The organism is Bacillus sp. GM2 (assembly GCF_056155945.1).
The window spans coordinates 1,112,625-1,133,473 of record NZ_JBRKSZ010000008.1; the positions used below are offsets into that span (position 1 = coordinate 1,112,625).

Below are 20,849 nucleotides of genomic sequence, written 5' to 3' on the forward strand. Positions count from 1 at the left end.
TTATGTTCTCTTTTAAAAAAAGCCGATTCTTTTGGCTGAGAAGCAATGTTATTCTAATATTGTTAACTGCTCTATTGTTGTTGAATAAACCTTATTGGGAAAAAAACGCCAATGTTATGTTTTTTATGTTTGTTTGCATTGCTGAGCTGTTTATCATTTTACTTGCATTGGTATATGGTTTTCAAACAAAAAAGACAATTGCGCGCCCTCCTTCAAGAGCTATAAGAAAGACCAATATCCCAATAGGTATATTTGTTTTTTCTATTTTTAGTTTATTTTTTGGATTTGCGATGTCAGGGGATATACCGTATCCCAATTCTGCGCTTATCATATATTTAACAATTAACATGGTGTTTGCATTTGTTTCTTTGTTTGTACCAACATTAATCATTAAGCTATATGAAGTCAACGTATATGACGAATCAAATGGGCTGATCACCGACTTTTTTCGATATGTAGCCATTCTGGTTTCCTCTTTAAATTACGAAGTCCAAATCGTTTTAGCCCGCCTCCCTTTTGTATTACAGCGTCTACTGGGCGTCATTTTCATCGCTGTTTTGCTGTGGGAGCTTACTATGATCGGATTAATTTTTGAAAACAATTGATACTGTAGGGTGTTTCTTAGGGTTGCACTGATTGCAGCCTCTTTTTCATGTCTTTTTGAAATCAGTCATGATTCGCGTATAATCACATTCATAACACCATCATTCACTGGAAATCATATGACCAAAAGGAGTCCATACATGAGCAAAGCCAGTTTTAAAGAATATGCATTAAGCGGCGATATTACGAAAGCGCTCGATCATTTAGGGTATAAGCACCCGACTGCGGTGCAGAGCGAGGTGATTCCCGCGGCGCTTAAAAAGCGGGATGTTGTTGTGAAATCGCGGACGGGGAGCGGGAAGACGGCCGCGTTCGGAATTCCGCTTTGCGAGTTGACCGAATGGGAAGAGAACAAACCGCAAGCCTTGATTTTGACACCGACGCGCGAGCTTGCCGCTCAGGTAAAGGAGGATTTGACGAACATCGGCCGCTATAAAAGAATAAAAGCAGCGGCTGTTTACGGGAAGTCGTCCTTTGAACGGCAAAAAACGGAGCTCAAGCAAAAATGCCATATCGTTGTCGGGACGCCGGGCCGCGTATTGGATCACATTGAAAAAGGAACCTTTCCATTAGAAAAACTGAAATACCTTGTCATCGATGAGGCCGATAAAATGCTGAATATGGGATTTATCGATCAAGTGGGAGCGATCATCCGCCATTTGCCTGAAGAACGGCTGACAATGCTGTTTTCTGCAACTTTTCCGGAGGATGTGGAGCAGCTATCCCTTCAATATATGAAAGACCCTTTAAAAATCGAGATGAAAGCAGGCGGTACGACAACCGCAGACATCGAGCATCAACTGATCATTGTAGATGAAAATGATCCATTTTCGCTTTTAGTGGATCTGATCATTGTTGAAAACCCGGACAGCTGCATCGTCTTTTGCCGCACACAGGAGCAAGTGAATGAGTTGCAGCGGCGCTTAGCCGGTTTGGGTTATCCGTGCGCGAAAATTCACGGAGGTATGCCGCAGGAGGACCGTTTTGCCGTGATGAATCGCTTCAGACGGGGAGCGTTCCGCTATTTAATCGCGACAGATGTGGCGGCAAGAGGTATCGACATTGAGAACATCACACATGTCATCAACTATGAGCTGCCATTAGATCAAGAAAGCTATGTGCATCGTACCGGCAGAACAGGCCGAGCCGGCAGCCGGGGAAAAGCGATTACTCTTGCCAGTCCGCGTGAAAAGGGGATGATCGCTGATATTGAAGACTATATCGGCTTTCCCATTCCTATTATTGAGACGCCGTCAAAAGAAGAAATTGCACGAGCAAAAGCGGCTTTTCTAAAGAAAATCAATACGAAACCGGAGCTTAAACAGGACAAGAGCGAACCGTTAAATAAAGAAATCATGAGGCTCTACTTTAACGGGGGAAAAAAGAAGAAACTGAGAGCCGTTGATTTCGTCGGAACGATTGCTAAAATTGACGGCGTCTCGGCTGAGGATATCGGGATTATCACGATCCAGGAGCAAGGTTCATTCGTTGAAATTTTAAACGGCAAAGGTCCGCTCGTCTTAGATGCGATGAAAAACACGACAGTGAAAGGGAAATTGCTGAAAGTGCATAAAGCGAGGAAATAATCTTAGGCTGCCGATTTTGTCGGGAGCTTTTTTGCTCGTAATAAACCTTGGATAAGCAGCATATGATGGATTGTCAAAAAATGAAAGCGTTTTAAAAGAGAGGAGAACAAATGAATATGAGAAAGTGTTTCATCCAAGTCCTTGCATTGCTTTTCATCATTGCTGCATGTTTCGCGCCAAACCAAGCCTCTGCACAAACTCAAAAACCTGTTTTTTCAGAAGTGACGGTACATGATCCATCGATTATTAAAGCGAATGGCACGTACTATGTCTTCGGCTCCCATTTAGCTTCGGCCAAATCGACGGACCTGATGAATTGGACGCAAATTTCCTCGAGTGTTCACGACGGCAATCCTCTGATTCCGAACGTCTATGAAGAATTAAAAGAAACCTTTGAATGGGCTGAATCTGATACGTTGTGGGCGCCTGATGTCACCCAGCTTGAGGACGGCAAGTTTTATATGTATTACAACGCCTGCCGCGGGGATTCTCCGAGATCCGCCCTCGGGCTTGCTGTCGCAGACGACATTGAAGGCCCATACAAAAATAAAGGCATTTTTCTGAAGTCGGGAATGGATGGGATCAGCAATGACGGGACGCCTTATGACGCGACAAAGCACCCAAATGTCGTCGATCCCCACACATTCTTTGATCAAAACGGAAAGCTGTGGATGGTGTACGGCTCCTATTCCGGCGGAATTTTTATTTTAGAAATGGACAAGAAAACCGGATTTCCGCTTCCGGGACAGGGATACGGCAAAAAGCTGATCGGCGGCAACCACAGCCGTATTGAAGGCGCATATATTCTCTACCATCCTGAAACACAGTATTACTACCTGTACATGTCCTTCGGGGGGCTTGCCGCTGACGGCGGGTACAACATTCGCGTCGCCCGCTCCAAAAACCCTGACGGCCCTTATTATGATGCAGAAGGCCACGCGATGATTGACGTCCGCGGCAAAGAAGGAACGCTTTTTGACGATCGTTCAATCGAACCGTACGGCGTCAAACTGATGGGAAATTTCTCATTTAACAATAAAAACGGCTATGTGTCGCCGGGCCATAACTCTGCCTTTTACGATGAAAAAAGCGGTAAATCATATTTAATCTTCCACACCCGCTTCCCGGGACGGGGCGAGGAGCACGAAGTCCGCGTCCACCAATTGCTGATGAACAAACAAGGCTGGCCGGTTGTCGCCCCTCACCGCTATGCCGGAGAGAAGCTTGAAAAGGTTAAAAAGTCAGATGTGATTGGCGATTACGAATTGGTGAGGCACGGCAAAGACATCTCCGCAGATATTAAAGAATCGAAAGAAATCCGCTTGAATCAAAACGGCAAAATAACAGGCGCAGTAGCCGGAACGTGGAAGAACACGGGGCATAACAAAATAGAACTCAAGATCGACGGAAAAACCTACGATGGCGTGTTTTTGCGCCAGTGGGATGCGGCTTCTGAGCGTAAGGTGATGACGTTTAGTGCGTTGTCTCGTGAGGGGGATGCAGTTTGGGGGAGTAGTGACATGCAAAATTAATATAAATCGAGCGAAACAATTTTAAAAGTTAATCTAGAGAACTTTATCGACAGGACAGTATATAAAAAGAAGGAGTGGTTTAACACCACCCTTTTTTTATTGGCAGGCCTATAATTACATACAGCTGTAAAAATTATTTAAAACAAAACTAAAGTTGAAATATAAAGAAAAACAACCGATAATATAGATGTACTTGTCTTTAATGGAAGAAGTGTGATTTTTTGGGTAGTCACTGAAAATAGTTCGTATTGTTTTTAGGAAAATCGATAAGTTGATAGAATTTGATATTTGAAAACAAAAACACAATATATTTTTGAAGGGATCGATTAAGTTCTATGTTAATATCATCTTTTATAAATGGTTACAAATCATATAATAAGGCTTATTTTGTTCCCATTACTATAGGGTTACATGATAAATATACAGTATACATAGGCAATAATGGAGTTGGGAAAAGTGGAATTTTAGAAGCAATAGACGTTTTCTTCAATAATAGAGAGTGGAATGTTTATAAAGGAGCAAAAAAGGATGATGTCTATATTTCTCCGGTTTTCTTGATTAATAAAAAAGAGTTTAATGCAAGGTTTGAGAATCATAATAGATTTAATAGGGCAGAAATAAATGAATTTCAAAAAACAATAGCTGATTTAACTAAAATAAGCGACTATATATGGGGTAATTTAGATGGTATTGTACGAGGTAGTTCTCGTAGAGAGCATATAGATAAATTTTTTGAAATGAAAAGAAAATTAGAGGATAGATATAAAGAAGATTACTATCTATTAGTTATAGGTGTTAAGAGTAATGGAAAAACTACCTTAAATCCCTTTCAAGGGTACTTGGGGAAATTAATTGAAGAATCGGAAAAGAGGATGGATAAAATCAGGAAAATGATTTTGTTACACTACTCTTATGTTTATATTTCAGTAGAACAAAGAGCAAATGATATACTTAAAATTGAAGCGGAACAAATGCAAAAGTTGATGAGTAGGGATGTACTAGAGTTAGTAGATAAAATTATTGAACAACCATTAAATATTGAAGGTAGAAATATTAATTTTTTAAGTTATATTAATCAAAATCTTGATAAATTTATGGATGAAATAAATGAGAAAATAAAATGTATTGATACAAGGTATGATTATGGGGTTAGTGCAAATTATAAAAAACGATTAACAAGGACTGATTTAAGAGATAAAATACTTGAAGCATATTTTTTAAAGAAGTCATTAAGACATAATCAACGGGAAATTTCAAAATTAAGTTCGGGAGAACAGAGAAAGGCTTTAGTAGACATAGCATATGCTTTTCTTTCTAACTTTAATCAAAAGGAAAAAGAAATCGTGTTAGCTATCGATGAACCAGAAGTTTCATTAAATGTTGCAAACTGCTTTGCTCAATTTACTAGAATAGAGGATTTAGCTAATAAATTTAATAGTCAGATAATAATTACAACACATTGGTATGGTTTTTTACCTATAACTACTAAGGGACAGTTAATACATTTAGAAAAAAGTATTGATAATTTAAAAATAAACCAATATAGCTTTTTTAATTACTTGGATAATCAAAGAAGCTTTCCAGAAGATGTAGAATTGAAGAGTATGTTTGATTTGGCTACTAGTATCTTAAGCTATATAAAAACAAATGAAACTCATAGTAATTGGATAATATGTGAGGGTGGAGACGATAAAATTTATCTAGACACAATATTGCCAGAAAATAAAGAATACAGAATTCTACCAGTTGGCGGCTGTGGAAATGTTGTGAAGTTATTCAATCTTTTACTTAATCCACTTCTTATAGATAAGAAAGAGAGAAAAGAGTTTAAAGGAAAGATTCTTTGTATTATCGATACAGATGAGACAAAAATGAATTATAAATTTGAAAATTTAAAAGATATGCCTATATCCTTAAGACGATTGCAGGTGTTTAAATCTAATAATGAAGAAGTTATAAAATTATTAGACGTTGCAAAACAAGGAACCATTTATGAAAAAACAGAGATAGAAGACTGTCTTGATCCACAAATTTATTATAATTCAATAAAAACAGTAATTTTGTCAAGCCAAGACAGTAATATTATAGACTTATTTAATAATTTTGAACTCAATAGGGAAAAGAAATTTTCAAAAATAAGCGGAGACGATTCATTGTTGTTACCCAATGGAAATGAAGCATATAGAAGAAAGAATGAGTTAGTTTCTTTCCTAGAGAAGCCCGAAATTAAAATGCTTGTAGCAAAAGAATACAGTCAGGAGTCTCAATCTACAAATATAACACATGCATTAGCCATTGAAATTATAGATTATTTTGAAGAATCGATGATAACAGTCAGTTAGAAAATGTCTTAAATTCCTTTAAGTTCAAATTATCTGTTGAAATAAAAAAGATATTAAACTCATTTAATTCCTTGATTGCCATTATTTTGGAAATCGAGGTTTTTTTGTGGTTATTTCATCTAGTTAAAGCAACATTTTGACGAATCTTTTCCAATTCGTTAACATAAAAATAGTTCACGAAGTGTAATATCAAACAAAAAGGATGAAGCGCAATGTGTACAAGTATCACGTTGACGACTGCTGGTCGGGAGCATTTATTGGCGAGGACGATGGATTTTGATTTTGAGCTTAACGGGGAAGTGCTGTTGCATCCGCGTCGCTACAAATGGAAAAGTGAAGCAGACGGCAGCGAGCATGCCGGCCGGTATGCGTTTATCGGGATGGGCAGAAAGCTCAATAATGCGCTGTTTGCCGATGGTGTGAATGAAAAAGGATTGTCTTGCGCAGCGCTTTATTTCCCGGGCTATGCTGTGTATGAAAGCGAGACTAAAGAGCAATGCCGCAATCTTGCGCCGCACGAATTTGTGACATGGGTGCTGTCGGAATGCGGCGATTTGGAGGAAGTGAAAAAAGCGGCTGTTTCCGTAAACATTGTTGAGAGAGAGGTCAGCTTGCTCAGTACGGTGACGCCGCTTCATTGGCTATTAACGGACCGCTCCGGTGCGAGCATCGTTGTTGAACCGGCGGCCGGCGGGATTCAAATTCATGATAATCCGGTCGGCGTGCTGACGAACAGTCCAGATTTTCCTTGGCATTTGACCAATTTGCGCAATTATATCGGTCTTCAGCCGGGACAGTTTGCCGCGAAAAAAATGGGAGACATGACGCTGTCGGCTTTTGGTCAAGGTTCCGGGCTGTCCGGATTGCCGGGAGACTTTACACCGCCATCCCGTTTTGTCAGGGCTGCAGTTTTGAAAGAGCACATGAAGCCTGTGTCCGACGAAACAGAAGGCGTTTCTGCCGTGTTTCATATTCTCTCCAATATGAATATTCCCAAAGGGATTGTCATGACTGACAATGGCGAAGACGATTACACCCAATATACGGCGGTGATGTGCAGCGAGACTTGTAGCTACTATTTTCACCATTATCAAAACAGGCAGATTCAAAAGGTTTGCATATTACAGGAAGACCTGGACAGCAACGAAATAAAGGCGTTTCAGCCAAAGCAGGAAGAGACGGTTTATTCTCTTCAATCATAAACGGAAGAAGGAACAACATTGCAAAACAAAGCAGCAAACAGACTCATTTTATTAGGCATTAGCTTACATAGCATATATTGGTTGTTTATATTATTTTTGTTTTTTCATTTCAAACATCAGTTTGACGCTTATGCCGTTTGGAATCCAAATGTCACGGACGGATATATGGAGGCTGGGACTTTCGTAGCCGCGTTGAAGTTGATGATCTACTCAGGCACGTTATTTAATTTTGCTCTCTTGTTTATTTTGAGCTTGCTGATTGTGATATTAGCACAGTCGATCATTTTTATTGCCCTGGAAATCACCGCTTACGTGAAAATCAAAAAAGATCCGTTTTCTCCATGGGGATCTTTTATTTTAGCGATGGGCATTAAAAACATTTTCACAAACTTATCAGGGATTCCGTTCATGGCTGCCGGATTCATTCTTCATAAGCAGCAGGAACCGAAAGACGCAGTTGCACAGCCGGCAGCACGAAGGAAAGCAAGGCGAAACCCCGAATTGCTTATGAAAAAGGCGGCGAAAGCTAGAAAACATAGAAATAAAGGTATAAAGTCTTAGTTTTTAGTTTTCATGTATTCTGGTTTTTATGAGACATTTGTAATGAAAGCGTTGACATGAACAAAAACAGGTGCTACAGTATAGTTACAAACTAATATCAGCAAGTTTCTTATGGATTGTTACTGCTTTTGCAGGCAAAACCTAAGTTGCGTACAGCTTTCTGGGACATCGTCCCGTTCAAGCCGGCGTAATTTAGGTTTTTTTTATACCCAAAATGAGGAGGTGATGTGAGATTCCGAGGATTCATTGCGGCGTCAAGCCAATAAAAAAGCCGGGTGAAGGCGGCCACCTTCAGTCCGGCAGATTCCCCCAAAAGAGGAGGTACTCATATGGATTATAATAAAGTATCGAAGGACATTTTACAACTCGTGGGCGGTGAAGAGAACGTACAGAGCGTGATTCACTGCATGACAAGACTGCGTTTCAACCTTTATGACAATGCGAAGGCAGACCGCGCGAAACTGGAAAGTCTTTCGGCTGTAATGGGCACCAACATCAGCGGCGACCAGTTTCAGATTATCGTTGGAAATGATGTGCCTAAAGTTTACAAAGCGATTATCGAAAACAGCGGACTGAGCGAGGGAAAGGCTGGCATGCAGAAAGCAGAAGGAAAGACAAATGTGATGAGCGCCATCTTTGATGTCATTTCCGGCGTATTTACACCGATTCTGCCGGCGATCGCCGGTGCGGGTATGATCAAGGGGATTATAGCGTTAGCCGTGACGTTCGGCTGGCTGAGCGAGAATAGCCAGGCGCACACTATTCTGACTGCTATCGGCGACGGTGCGTTCTACTTCCAGCCTTTATTGCTTGCGGTCAGTGCAGCGAAAAAATTCGGCAGCAACCCTTATGTTGCTGCGGCGATCGGAGCGGCGATTCTGCATCCCGATCTGACAGCGCTCCTCGGTTCAGGGGAAAGCATTTCCTTTATCGGATTGCCTGTAACCGCTGCCACGTATTCGTCGACGGTGATTCCGATTTTGCTTGCCATCTGGATTTCATCTTATGTAGAAAAATGGATTGATAGAATCACCCCGACTTCTTTGAAACTCATCTTTGTTCCGACTTTCACCCTGCTGATTGTCGTGCCCGTTACATTGATCACGGTCGGTCCACTCGGAGCGATTATCGGAAACTATCTATCTGTCGGTGTGAATTATTTATTCCAGCATGCTGGCCTCATTGCAATGGTTCTGTTGGCCGGAACGTTCTCTCTCATCATTATGACGGGAATGCACTACGCGCTGGTGCCAATTATGCTTAATAATATTACTCAAAACGGATACGACTACTTGATGCCGGCCATGTTTCTGGCCAATATGGGGCAGGCGGGCGCGTCATTCGCAGTCTTTTTACGCTCAAGAAATAAGACGTTCAAATCGTTGTCGATGACGACAAGCATCACGGCGTTGATGGGAATCACGGAGCCGGCGATGTACGGTGTCAACATGAGGCTGAAAAAGCCGTTTGTCTCAGCGCTTCTCGGTGCAGCCGTCGGCGGTGCTTTTTACGGTGTCACAGGAGTTGCATCCTACATTGTTGGAGGCAACGCCGGATTGCCTGGCATTCCGACATTTATCGGCCCTACATTCGTTCAGGCGATGATTGGCCTTGTTATAGCGTTTTTTGCAGCGACGATTATCGCTTATCTGCTAGGGTTTGAAGATGTGCCTTCACAGGAAGATGAAGTTCAGGCTAAAGACGAACCTCAAGGCAACGCGGCCGCCGAAGAAATTATTCAAAGCCCGCTGAAAGGCGAAGTCAAAGCATTGAGTGAAGTGGATGATGCGACATTTTCAGGAGAAGTCATGGGAAAAGGTGTTGCCATTGAGCCAGAAGAAGGCAAAGTGGTATCGCCTGTATCAGGCACGATCACGACCGTCTTTCAAACGAAGCACGCCCTCGGCATCACTAGCGACAATGGGGCAGAAATTATTATCCATATCGGAATCGATACGGTGAAATTGAACGGTGAGCACTTTACCGTGCATGTCAATAAAGGAGACGCTGTAAAGCCGGGAGACCAGCTTGTCTCATTTGATATGGATGCGATTAAGGATGCAGGCTATCAGTTAATCACGCCGGTTATCATCACAAATACGGACCGGTACCAGTCGATCAAGCCTTTGAAAACAGATGAAAGCGTTGACATTGAGGAAGCGCTGATCGCGCTGGCATAGAGAGAGGAAAGCTCGACAAATTTGGATGAGGTGAAAGGATATGACTGAACAAACGAAAAAATTCCCTGATGGTTTTTTATGGGGCGGAGCGGTTGCCGCAAACCAAGTAGAAGGCGCCTATAATGTCGGCGGAAAGGGGCTCTCGACAGCTGATGTGTCGCCGAACGGGGTCATGTATCCATTCGATGAGTCGATGAAGTCATTGAACCTGTATCACGAAGGCATCGATTTTTACCACCGCTACAAAGAAGACATCGCTCTTTTCGCCGAAATGGGATTTAAAGCGTTTCGAACATCGATTGCCTGGACGCGGATTTTTCCTAACGGTGATGAAAGTGAACCGAATGAAGAGGGACTCGAATTTTACGATCGCCTCTTTGATGAGCTATTAAAATACAATATTGAGCCAGTCGTGACGATATCCCACTATGAAATGCCGCTCGGTTTAATTAAAAAATACGGAGGCTGGAAAAACCGGAAAGTGATCGAGTGCTATGAACATTATGCGAAAACGGTTTTCACCCGCTATAAAGACAAAGTGAAATATTGGATGACGTTCAACGAAATCAACATGGTTCTGCATGCGCCGTTTACAGGCGGTGGCCTTGTATTTGAAGAAGGCGAAAACCAGTCAAATGCGATGTACCAAGCGGCGCATCATCTATTTGTCGCAAGCGCCCTTGCGGTAAAAACAGGCAAGGATATTATTCCGGACGCTAAAATCGGCTGTATGATTGCCGCAACGACGACATACCCGATGACGCCAAAACCGGAAGACGTGCTCGCCGCGATGGAAAATGAGAGAAGAACGCTGTTTTTCTCGGACGTACAGGCACGCGGAGCTTATCCGGGCTATATGAAGCGCTTCTTTAAGGAAAATGGAATTGCGATTGAGATGGCTGAAGGTGATGAAGACATTCTGAAGGAAAACACAGTCGACTATATCGGTTTCAGCTACTACATGTCAATGGTTGCGAGCACGAATCCGGAAGATTTGGCAAAAACGGGAGGCAACTTGCTCGGAGGGGTTAAAAACCCGTACCTTGAATCGTCCGAATGGGGCTGGCAGATCGACCCTAAAGGAATCCGCATTACGCTGAATACATTGTACGACCGCTATCAAAAGCCGCTTTTCATTGTTGAAAATGGGCTCGGCGCCGTCGATGTCGTCGAAGAAGACGGTTCGATACAAGATGACTACAGAATCAACTATTTGCGCGATCACTTAAAAGAAGTAAGAGAAGCGATCGCAGACGGCGTCGACTTAATCGGCTACACATCATGGGGCCCGATCGACTTGGTCAGCGCATCCACCGCCGAAATGAAAAAACGCTACGGCTATATTTATGTCGACCGTGACAATGAAGGAAACGGCACGTTTGCAAGAACGAGAAAGAAAAGCTTTTACTGGTATAAAAAAGTGATCGAAACGAATGGCGAGAGTTTGTGATATTTAAAATGGCTGTCCTTTACAGGACAGCTTTTTTCTCTGTAGCGCATGAAAACGATTTGCTATACACTTGACTTAGAAAAAAGACAAAAAGTGCGGTGAGGCAAATGTTTAAACTGCTGTTGATCGAAGACGATGAATCGCTGTTTCAGGAAATAAAAGAACGGTTAACCGGGTGGTCATACGAGGTGTACGGCATCGACGATTTCAGCGAAGTGATGCAGGAGTTTGCGGCGATTAAGCCCGATTGCGTCATTATCGATATTCAGCTGCCGAAATATGACGGGTTTCATTGGTGCCGGCAGATCCGTTCCCGTTCCAACGTTCCGATTCTCTTTTTATCTTCGCGCGACCATCCGGCTGATATGGTCATGTCCATGCAGTTTGGAGCAGATGATTATATTCAGAAACCGTTTCATTTTGACGTGCTGATTGCCAAAATCCAGGCGATTTTCCGCCGTGTTTACGACTATAATACAGAGCCTGAGATTCTGAAGAAAGCGTGGTGCGGTGCAACCGTTGATCCCGAGCAAAACCGCGTCAGCAATAAGGCGGGGGCGATCGAGCTGACGAGGAATGAAATGTTCATTTTAAAACAATTGATCGACCAAAAAAACAAAATTGTCAGCAGGGAAGAATTGATGAGAAGCTTATGGAACGATGAGCGTTTTGTCAGCGATAACACGCTGACGGTCAACGTAAACCGTTTGAGAAAAAAACTGGATACCTTGAACTTGGGGCAATATATTGAGACAAAGGTCGGCCAGGGCTATATGGCGAAAGAAGAAGGATGATGAGAATGCTGAAAGCGTTTTTGACCGAGAGGCGAAGCTGGATCGCCATATTTGTCTTGCAGCAGATCGTCTTTCTGTTTATCGCTTATGTCGATTCATCCATTCCTTTTACGTCGATTTTATATATGACCTATTTGTCTTCATTTATTTTTATCGTTTTTGTACTTGTCCGCTTTCGGAGGGAAACGAAGTTTTATAAAAGCCTGGAAGAATGGGATCACAATCTCGACGTGACAAACATTCGAGAGGCGGAAACGCCTTTCGAAACGATGATTGAAAAAAGCATAGCCGAACAAACGAAACAGTTAAAGCAAGAGGCGGCGCAGCATCGCCTGGCGCTGGAGAATGAAAAAGATGAGCTCATGGCCTGGATACACGAAGTGAAAACGCCGCTTACCGCCATGCATTTGATCATGGAGACGATTGACGATCAATCATTAAAATCGAGACTCGACTATGAATGGCTGCGCGTTCACCTGCTGCTCGATCGCCAGCTTCATCAAAAGCGGATGTCATTTATCGAAAATGACTTGTCTCTTGAAGCTCTAGAGCTCAAACCTTTAATCTTTAAAGAACTAAAAGATTTGCAATCATGGTGCATTCCAAAAGGGATCGGGTTTGATATACAGCTTGAGGCCGGGGAAGTGCTCAGCGATGCGAAATGGCTGTCTTTTATCATGAGGCAGCTGCTGACAAACGCAGTGAAATACAGCGAAGCATCCGATATTTTGATTAAAAGCTATGAACAAGATGGCCAGGTGCATCTCGCAGTTCAAGATTTTGGACGGGGCATCGATCCAAAAGATATACCGCGTGTGTTTGACAAAGGTTTCACATCAACAACGGAGCATCATGATCAGGCCGCCACGGGAATGGGGCTGTACTTGGCGAAAAAAGCGGCAAAGCCGCTCCTGATTCATATCGAGGTTGATTCTAAACCGGGAGCGGGGACAACCTTTACGCTGATTTTTCCGAAGCGGAACGAATTTTCCCGTGTGCTTGGCGTGTGACAAAAGTGTCACACGCTTTTCTTTTTTGTTCGCTGAATCGAAGGAAAACGGCTGTCCTCCTTTCTATAATAAAAATATCCAGTCAAAAGGAGATTTTAAAAATGATGATTTTAGAAGCGAAAAAAATACGAAAAAGCTATGGAAATAAGCACAATAAACACGAAGTGTTAAAGGGAATTGACATTCAGATCCAAAAGGGTGAATTTGTCAGTATTATGGGCCCGTCAGGTTCAGGCAAAACAACATTGCTCAATGTTCTGTCCTCTATTGACCAGGTGAGCGGCGGAACGATTAACATCAACCAAGCTGAGATGACGAATCTGAAGGAAAAACAGCTTGCTGAATTCAGGAAGCAGCATTTAGGATTTATCTTTCAAGAATACAATTTGCTCGATACGCTGACAGTGAAAGAAAATATCCTTCTGCCGCTGTCGATTACGAAAATATCAAAAAAAGAAGCCGGTCAAAAATTTGAGGAAGTCGCGAAAGAATTAGGCATCTTTGAGCTGAAGAATAAGTATCCGAATGAAATTTCCGGCGGGCAAAAACAGCGCACATCAGCAGCCAGGGCGTTTATTCATGAACCGAGCATTATTTTTTCGCTGACGAACCGACCGGTGCGCTTGATTCGAAATCCGCATCAGACTTGTTAAACAAGCTGAGCCAGTTAAATCAAAAGCGCCGAGCCACAATCATTATGGTCACCCATGATCCCGTCGCCGCGAGCTTCTGCAGCAGAGTGGTTTTCATTAAAGACGGACAAATTTATACGCAGCTGAATAAAGGCGGACAAGACAGGCAGATGTTCTTTCAGGACATCATGAAAACGCAAGGCGTGTTAGGCGGGGTTCAGCATGAGTATTAATCAGCTGATCTTCCGCAACCTGAAAAAGAATATACGGAACTATTACCTTTATGTGTTTGCGTTAATCTTCAGCGTGGCGCTTTATTTTGCGTTTGTTACGCTGCAGTATGATCCGGCGATCGATGAAGTGAAGGCATCGATAAAAGGTGCAGTGGCTTTGAAAGCAGCTTCCATTCTTCTAGTGGCAGTAGTAGCAGTTTTTATTTTGTATGCCAATACGATTTTTATTAAGCGGCGCAGTAAAGAAATCGGTTTATTCCAGCTAATCGGCATGAGGAAGCAAAAAATCTTCCGTATTTTAAGTTTGGAAAATGTCATGCTGTATTTCGGCTCTTTGGTCATTGGGGTGTTTGCCGGGTTTTCGATCTCAAAGCTCGTGCTTATGACTTTATTTAAAATAGTTGATGTTCAAGCTGAAACCGAATTGAATTTTTCCGGAGAAGCGCTTATGCAAACTGTCATTGTATTCTGCGGAATCTACCTGCTGGTGATGGTGATGAATTATACGTTTATCAAAAAGCAAAGCATTTTGTCATTATTTAAAGCGACATCAGCTACGGAAGATAAGGTAAAGAGAATATCCGTTTTTCAAATGATCATTGGCTTATTGGGCATCTTGTTTATTTTGTCGGGATATTACATTTCCACTGAGTTGTTCAGCGGAAAATTCAAGACCATAGATGAGCTGTTTTATGCGATGAGCTTTATTCTCGGTACCGTTATCATCGGAACGTACCTCTTTTATAAAGGATCGGTCAGCTTTGTCTCCAATATCATCCGCAAAAGCAAAGGAGGCTACTTAAATATTTATGAAGTGCTGTCCCTTTCATCGATCATGTTCCGGCTGAAATCAAACGCTCTATTATTAACGATCATCACCACTGTTACGGCACTGGCGATCGGTTTGTTATCCTTGTGCTATATTTCGTACTACTCTGCAGAGAAAGCCGCCGAACAAAATGTGGCGGCTGATTTCTCTATGACAAATCAAAAGGATGCAAAACGGTTCGAACAACTATTGGATGAAAACAACATTTCATACAGCAAAAAAGAAATTCATGTCATTCAGGCGACTTTCAATCTGGAACAAGTTGTCGAAGGGGATCCTGAAAATATGGCTGGTGACCCGGGGAAATTACCCCTCGCCGTAGTCAGCGATGCAGAGATTGACGGGATTGACGTGCACAAAGGAGACGTCATTTTCTCAGGATATAACGACCTTCTCCAGAAACTTATGGCTTTAAAAGAGACGGGGGCCATTAAGGTAAAGAGCGAGCATGAGACGATTCCATTAAACTATTTAGGGCTGAGAAAAGAGTCCCTCTTATCCTTCAACTTTACCAGCGGCGGATTGCCTGTAGCCGTTGTGGATGATGCGCTGTTTAAACGTCTGAGCCAAGACAAAGATCCAAAATTACAGCAGAAGTCGAGTCTTTTTTACGGGATCAATTTAAAAGATGAAGATCAGATTCAGCAGGCAAATGAATTGTTTGCAACAGTGAATCAAAACGATCAGCATTTATCGCTCCTCGATGCAAGCACAGCTCAAAAATCGCTTTTCGGACTTGCCATGTTTATCGTAGGATTTCTAGGACTTACGTTTCTGATCACATCAGGATGCATCCTTTACTTTAAACAAATGGACGAAAGCGAAGATGAGAAACCGAATTACACGATCTTGAGAAAACTTGGTTTCACGCGCGGGGATCTTCTGAAGGGGATACGAATCAAGCAAATGTATAATTTCGGAATTCCATTGGTTATCGGCCTGTCTCACAGTTACTTTGCTGTCCAATCCGGCTGGTTCTTATTCGGAGCAGAGGTGCGGACGCCAATGATCATCGTGATGGTGCTGTACACCGTTCTGTATTCTATTTTCGGTTTGCTGTCCGTTCTTTACGGTAAGAAAGTGATCAAGTCGGCGCTGTAGCTGAGCCGTGTGGAATCTCGGCCGCAGCATCAGAGACGAATGAAAGGGTTGTTCCCGAGTGGGGGCAGCCTTTTTTGCTTCGCTCAATGAATATAAAAAAATGTAATTTTTATTGGATTTTAATCCCTTAAATATTTTAGGAATATTGTAACAGTTCTATGCATCGGTTAAAATATAGATAATAATGAAGCTAAACGATGGAAAAAGTGATCCATGCTGAAAAAGAGAGACCGTTGATTTTGAGTTTGTGATTCAACCATTTTGATGCAAAAGAGCGATTAGTCTTTCTTTTGGGGACGGCTACATTTCAAAGGACGCTATGAATGCTTGCTGTCAGATACAATAGAGAAGAAAAAGTGGAAAGGAGTTTTCTATTGGGCTTTTGGGAAGAAGAACATAAAAACAAGAACATTATGATCGGTGATGACGGATTGGACATCCTTCACGAAGCAGTAGAGAAATTCTATAAAATGTCCAAGAAGCATTTGGATAGGGAACCCGCGTTAGATGAATTTTTCGTAACATTGCTTCAAGTGCTGAACACAAGTGGAGATTCATTTTTTCCAGAGCTAAACGAAAGACAAATTACAGATATAAAAGCTTTTACAAAAAAAGCAAAGTCCCTGTCAAAAATTGTGCCCGGCGCTATTATTGAGATTTCCTTAGAGGAGATAAATAAATACAGTTATGCATGGGTTTTGGAAGGAAACTTGGCAAAACACAAAGATGATGATGTGCTAATTCAGTATTATGACATTTTTGTTGATCAGAAGCTGAGTAAAGCTAAGATACTTGATTTACTAAAAGAAGAAAATAAACTATTTGTAGCAAATACAAGTTACACTGGTTTTTTTCAGGGTGATTGGAAGGTTGTTTCTAAAGCAACTCAAGATTTGTTGAAACAATATGAGGAATCCAAATTAAGATTTATTACTTATGAGGAAGGAAAATATTTTATTAGTGAAGGAAAAGAAGGCTCTTTAGGTGGAGATGATATATTAACAGAAGTAGATCAGAAAACAGGTAAGGCCATTTATAACCCAATAGGAATATTCGGCCATTTATGTATAGAGACGATTCTAATGAAGTATTCTAACGGCACTTCAATGGAAGATATCATTAAGTATGAAACATAAATAAATATCCAGTGTGTGGCTTGATATATAAATTAGGAGTAGCCATGGTAGCTATTAAACAATTATAAAACACCATGAGCTTTTGGAAATTGGATTAGCGGTAAGGCGTTTTATGACTTAAAATCAGTTTCCAAACGATTATATTAATAGAAATCTAATTACACGCTATGCTAAATATACTAAAAAATTACATATTAAAAGACATCAATGGAGGTGATGATCGTGCTCAAAAGTAAAGAAGCGATGCTTGCATTGCTTGATGATTCATTCAAAAAGGGAGAGTTTCCATTGCTTGATAACGGAAATTTCGACTTCGCAAAAGGCAAACTTTCGGTATTTGTTGAAGGGGATAACTGGCTCTTGACGTTTCAGTTGTTCGGATTGTCAAAATTGGGGCCGGCCATTGATTTTCATGCGATGGGCAATCAAGTAACCAATCATGAGGTCAGCTTTTTAGTTGATGAGCCGTTTGCATTTTTGAACGAAAAAGGAAACAAATTAGAGTTGGAGGATGTGGGAAACGGTTTTGCAAAAAATCCGTTTAGTGTTGTCCTTAGAGAGAAAGTTTTTCATTTTTTCATTGAGCAAAAAGTGCAAGCAAATATTAATGCGGAGAATGAATGGATCACCTGTTTGAGGCAGATGAGTAAAAACCGTTTATTTCTCGACACTCTCTGGCTGACAGAACATGAACAGCTCCAAACTGCTGGTCTCCCGTTATTGTACGATCAATTGTATTCAACAGAAACGTGGAGACATCCAGAAACAGAAAAGGATTTGCCAAGTCTTTCTCCTTTCTTTCAATCAATTGCTGAAGATATTTTCCGCAAAAAGGAAATATATCTACCGAACCATGCCGGTGGAAATACAGAGTGGCCAATGTGGGCATCCACAGATTCTGTTGATTATTTTTAAAAAGGTATTTAAGGGAGAAATACATTGATTAAAAGCAGAGAAATTCTTAGTTTATTAGACGATGAATTTAGTGAATTAAACCGACCGATTTTTGAATGGCGCGAATGTAACTATATCGGCAGTAAGTGTACGTTAATGCGGTTAAATAAAGAACATTGGTTACTTTCAATACAATGCTTTCAAATAGATGATAAAGGGCCTTTTCTGTCTATTCATGCATACAGCAACAGTTTTTCAGACAACTACAGCTTAATCATTATTGACGACTTCTTTTTAACGACCAAAGCAGGTGAGCTGGTAACATATTATGAAAGTAATCTAGATCAATTAAGCGAAGTATCCAAAATTGAAATTGCGGAAAGTCTTTACTGTATAAAAGCTAACCAGAGAAACAGATACCAAAAACAGATAAAAGAAGGAGCGTGGAAAACATACTTTAGAAACCTGTTTAAAGATCCTTCTTTCAGAGAGGCTCTTTGGATAAAACCCGGAAATCTTCTGAATAAATTAGGGCTACAAGACAATTATGAAGGAGTATACGAAACAGAGAATTGGGAGTATCCCGATTATTTAACTAGCCCAAGTGAATTAGTTTCATTTCAATCATTTGCAGAATATCTTGAAACTGGACAAGGTCCGGTTTGTGCAGGGGTCCCAAATAATGCTTGGAAAGAATGGGAAGATTACGATATCGACTAAGATATGTTTAGAAAGCCTATGGGGAGAATCACATTCGATAAAAAAAGAGGTGTTAGATGTGAAAAAACCTGAATTATCGGACTGTATCTGCAAAATGAAACAGGTGTTAAAAGGAGATTTGGCGAGAGAGGAACTTTCAGATTGGGCAGGTGGTTATGTATACGCTGACGATCCGGAAGTAGAAGATGAGAGGGTATGGAATTTGTTGATTTTACTAAGCGGATTCGATTTAAAGGATTCACCTGAAACATATTTGCATGATAAAGAGGAACTAAAGGATTGGATAAAAGAATACTGGAATGGCCCCAATGGTGAGGTGAGAAAGTGCAGCAAGGAAAGTTTCGGTTAGGATTAATAGATATCTATTTTCCCGATCCTGTCATTAAATATTGGTTTTATGCAGATGTGGCAGCATTATTGAATCAAGAAACGACAGAGCAGGCTGTCTCCCTTATTAGAAAAGAATTAAAGCAAAGAGGATTCGGGAGGATAGCCTTTGATTCAGAAGCCGATGGAACTTCAGTTTCCTATCGGGATGGCCAAAAAGTGCTTGAAGTGGCCGCGGTTATAAATGAACTGCATAATCCTTCCTTTATGGTTTCTCAAGAACTGCGCGACAGTTTTAAAGAGGAGATCGCGAACTATAAGATTCCTACGTATCGAATCAAAGGGGAAGGTCTTCTGGTTTGAATTTGATGCGACTGATGTATATGTCGTGGAATAATGCATCATCAAAGGGGGCATTTTTCTTCGACGAAACATATTTTTCGCTCTCTCCCGGAATGTCGCATCTTAAAGTCGAAGCTCAAGGTATATAAATGTGATTGTAAAAGGCGATGAGCAATGATGTATGCAATGATTGAGCTCCAATTTCTTTTGACAAAACAGAATTTTTGAGGATTCGCGGGTGAATGACAATGAAGAAAAGATACAGATATTATCAGCTTGATGCTGATACTGTAAATCAACTGAAGGATATGGACAAGCGCTTGTCAGGACCGCTTCCGGCCGATTTGGATGCGTTTGAACAAGACGGGCACGGATTTTCAGGGGATTTTTACGAGTATTTTGCGCTCGTCGCTGGCAGTTTAGGTTACGTTTTGGCGGATAAAAAAATGCCTCAGGCGCAGCGCCAATCACTAAAAAAATCGTTTTTTGAAGTTTATCCAAAAGACAAAATCGAAAATTACCCTGAGACTTTTCATGTGGTAGCCATGCATGAAAACGTCAGGAAATTGTTGTGTTCGATCATAAACCGCAGGAAGGCTTGATCATACCAATACAGAGGTGACTATAGTGGAGTTGTCTAAAAACGAAAAGCTTAATCTGGAAATCCCGGAGTTTTCACCGGTTCATATCAAAGAAATTATCCGGTTTCAATACTACAAGGAATTTCATGATGGAAAAGACATCAGCTCAATCGATATGACGGTTCTCTATGAAGATGAGAATGACAGCTATCATATTGATTTGACATTTAAGGAGGTGTCTTCTGTTCGGTTAACCGATTTTAAAGGCCGGCATGGCGGTTTCAAAATCGATCAATTAAACGCCGGCTGGGAGAATGTCAATTATGTTGTTGAAGATTATGAAGACGGGACGTTTCAATTTTATTGCCATACATATGATGTTTCGCGTATTGAACGAATCGTGCCAAGGCTGCACAAAAAAGAGATCGAGGCTTTATTAAAGGCTTCGAAAGAGAAGCGGTACGAGTATTTTATTAAAAGAATCGCCGATTTTGAAGAGGTATGGTCATTATATGGCGACGGCTGGGTAATGACGAAGGATGATCAAGGCCGCAAAATGATTCCGTTCTGGCCTGCCAAGGACTACGCCGAATTTTGCGCAGAACAGGAATGGTGCGAATGTACAGCCAGACCGATTGATCTCGAAGAGTTTGTGAATGAGTGGCTGCCGGGCATGAAAGAAGACGGGATTCAGCCGTCCATCTTTTTTAATTCAAAAGACGCGATTACATTGCCGATCGATTCTCTTTTGGAAGACATTTTGGCGGAACTGGAGAATTATTGAAGGGTTAAAC

At 41.4% G+C, this 20,849-nt stretch carries 18 protein-coding genes and 1 pseudogene; all 19 read left to right on the forward strand.

Going from position 1 to position 20,849, the window contains the following annotated elements:
- Positions 1 to 2: 2 nt before the first annotated feature.
- Positions 3 to 605: a hypothetical protein gene (locus tag ACVC9U_RS20320; protein WP_003177759.1), complete on the forward strand. Its 603-nt coding sequence runs from the start codon at positions 3 to 5 to the stop codon at positions 603 to 605.
- A 138-nt stretch (positions 606 to 743) separates the two neighbouring features.
- Entirely contained in the window at positions 744 to 2,189 is a 1,446-nt protein-coding gene (locus ACVC9U_RS20325) for a DEAD/DEAH box helicase (RefSeq protein ID WP_009329965.1), read from the forward strand.
- Between the two features lie 110 nt (positions 2,190 to 2,299).
- Positions 2,300 to 3,721, forward strand: a complete 1,422-nt coding sequence (locus tag ACVC9U_RS20330; RefSeq protein WP_009329963.1) for a glycoside hydrolase family 43 protein — start codon at positions 2,300 to 2,302, stop codon at positions 3,719 to 3,721.
- 335 nt (positions 3,722 to 4,056) lie between these two features.
- Positions 4,057 to 6,063, forward strand: a complete 2,007-nt coding sequence (locus ACVC9U_RS20335) for an AAA family ATPase (RefSeq protein ID WP_003177753.1) — start codon at positions 4,057 to 4,059, stop codon at positions 6,061 to 6,063.
- A 212-nt stretch (positions 6,064 to 6,275) separates the two neighbouring features.
- Positions 6,276 to 7,265: a choloylglycine hydrolase family protein gene (locus tag ACVC9U_RS20340; RefSeq protein ID WP_075751708.1), complete on the forward strand. Its 990-nt coding sequence runs from the start codon at positions 6,276 to 6,278 to the stop codon at positions 7,263 to 7,265.
- 81 nt (positions 7,266 to 7,346) lie between these two features.
- Complete coding sequence (locus ACVC9U_RS20345) at positions 7,347 to 7,826, forward strand: hypothetical protein (protein WP_441391429.1); 480 nt, start codon at positions 7,347 to 7,349, stop codon at positions 7,824 to 7,826.
- Between the two features lie 329 nt (positions 7,827 to 8,155).
- On the forward strand, positions 8,156 to 10,006 hold the full coding sequence (locus tag ACVC9U_RS20350; RefSeq protein WP_441391430.1) for a beta-glucoside-specific PTS transporter subunit IIABC: 1,851 nt from the start codon (positions 8,156 to 8,158) through the stop codon (positions 10,004 to 10,006).
- 40 nt (positions 10,007 to 10,046) lie between these two features.
- The gene (locus tag ACVC9U_RS20355; protein ID WP_441391431.1) at positions 10,047 to 11,456 is read left to right on the forward strand and encodes a glycoside hydrolase family 1 protein; all 1,410 of its coding nucleotides are present in this window, start codon (positions 10,047 to 10,049) and stop codon (positions 11,454 to 11,456) included.
- Positions 11,457 to 11,563: 107 nt separating this feature from the next.
- Complete coding sequence (locus tag ACVC9U_RS20360) at positions 11,564 to 12,250, forward strand: response regulator transcription factor (protein ID WP_101561291.1); 687 nt, start codon at positions 11,564 to 11,566, stop codon at positions 12,248 to 12,250.
- Positions 12,251 to 12,255: 5 nt separating this feature from the next.
- Positions 12,256 to 13,260 (forward strand): sensor histidine kinase, encoded by a 1,005-nt coding sequence (locus ACVC9U_RS20365; RefSeq protein ID WP_075212913.1) that lies wholly within the window; start codon positions 12,256 to 12,258, stop codon positions 13,258 to 13,260.
- A gap of 101 nt (positions 13,261 to 13,361) precedes the next feature.
- A pseudogene (locus ACVC9U_RS20370) lies at positions 13,362 to 14,125 on the forward strand (ABC transporter ATP-binding protein).
- On the forward strand, positions 14,115 to 16,055 hold the full coding sequence (locus tag ACVC9U_RS20375) for an ABC transporter permease (protein ID WP_441391432.1): 1,941 nt from the start codon (positions 14,115 to 14,117) through the stop codon (positions 16,053 to 16,055). The pseudogene ACVC9U_RS20370 and the gene ACVC9U_RS20375 overlap by 11 nt, the downstream one beginning before the upstream one ends.
- Positions 16,056 to 16,378: 323 nt before the next feature.
- Positions 16,379 to 17,191 carry a hypothetical protein gene (locus ACVC9U_RS20380; RefSeq protein ID WP_441391433.1) on the forward strand — a complete coding sequence of 271 codons (813 nt, stop codon included), beginning with the start codon at positions 16,379 to 16,381 and terminating at the stop codon, positions 17,189 to 17,191.
- 222 nt (positions 17,192 to 17,413) lie between these two features.
- Positions 17,414 to 18,106, forward strand: coding sequence for a DUF7003 family protein (locus tag ACVC9U_RS20385; RefSeq protein WP_441391434.1), 693 nt, complete (start codon positions 17,414 to 17,416; stop codon positions 18,104 to 18,106).
- A gap of 24 nt (positions 18,107 to 18,130) precedes the next feature.
- Positions 18,131 to 18,805 (forward strand): DUF7003 family protein, encoded by a 675-nt coding sequence (locus ACVC9U_RS20390; RefSeq protein ID WP_441391435.1) that lies wholly within the window; start codon positions 18,131 to 18,133, stop codon positions 18,803 to 18,805.
- A complete protein-coding gene (locus tag ACVC9U_RS20395) occupies positions 18,768 to 19,154 on the forward strand; it encodes a hypothetical protein (protein ID WP_441391436.1) in 387 nt (128 codons plus the stop codon). The genes ACVC9U_RS20390 and ACVC9U_RS20395 overlap by 38 nt, the downstream gene beginning before the upstream one ends.
- Positions 19,130 to 19,495 (forward strand): hypothetical protein, encoded by a 366-nt coding sequence (locus ACVC9U_RS20400; RefSeq protein ID WP_441391437.1) that lies wholly within the window; start codon positions 19,130 to 19,132, stop codon positions 19,493 to 19,495. Before ACVC9U_RS20395 ends, ACVC9U_RS20400 begins: the two co-directional genes overlap by 25 nt.
- 221 nt (positions 19,496 to 19,716) lie before the next feature.
- Entirely contained in the window at positions 19,717 to 20,076 is a 360-nt protein-coding gene (locus tag ACVC9U_RS20405) for a YxiJ-like family protein (protein WP_252607275.1), read from the forward strand.
- Between the two features lie 25 nt (positions 20,077 to 20,101).
- The gene (locus ACVC9U_RS20410; RefSeq protein WP_441391438.1) at positions 20,102 to 20,839 is read left to right on the forward strand and encodes a DUF2750 domain-containing protein; all 738 of its coding nucleotides are present in this window, start codon (positions 20,102 to 20,104) and stop codon (positions 20,837 to 20,839) included.
- Positions 20,840 to 20,849: the final 10 nt, after the last annotated feature.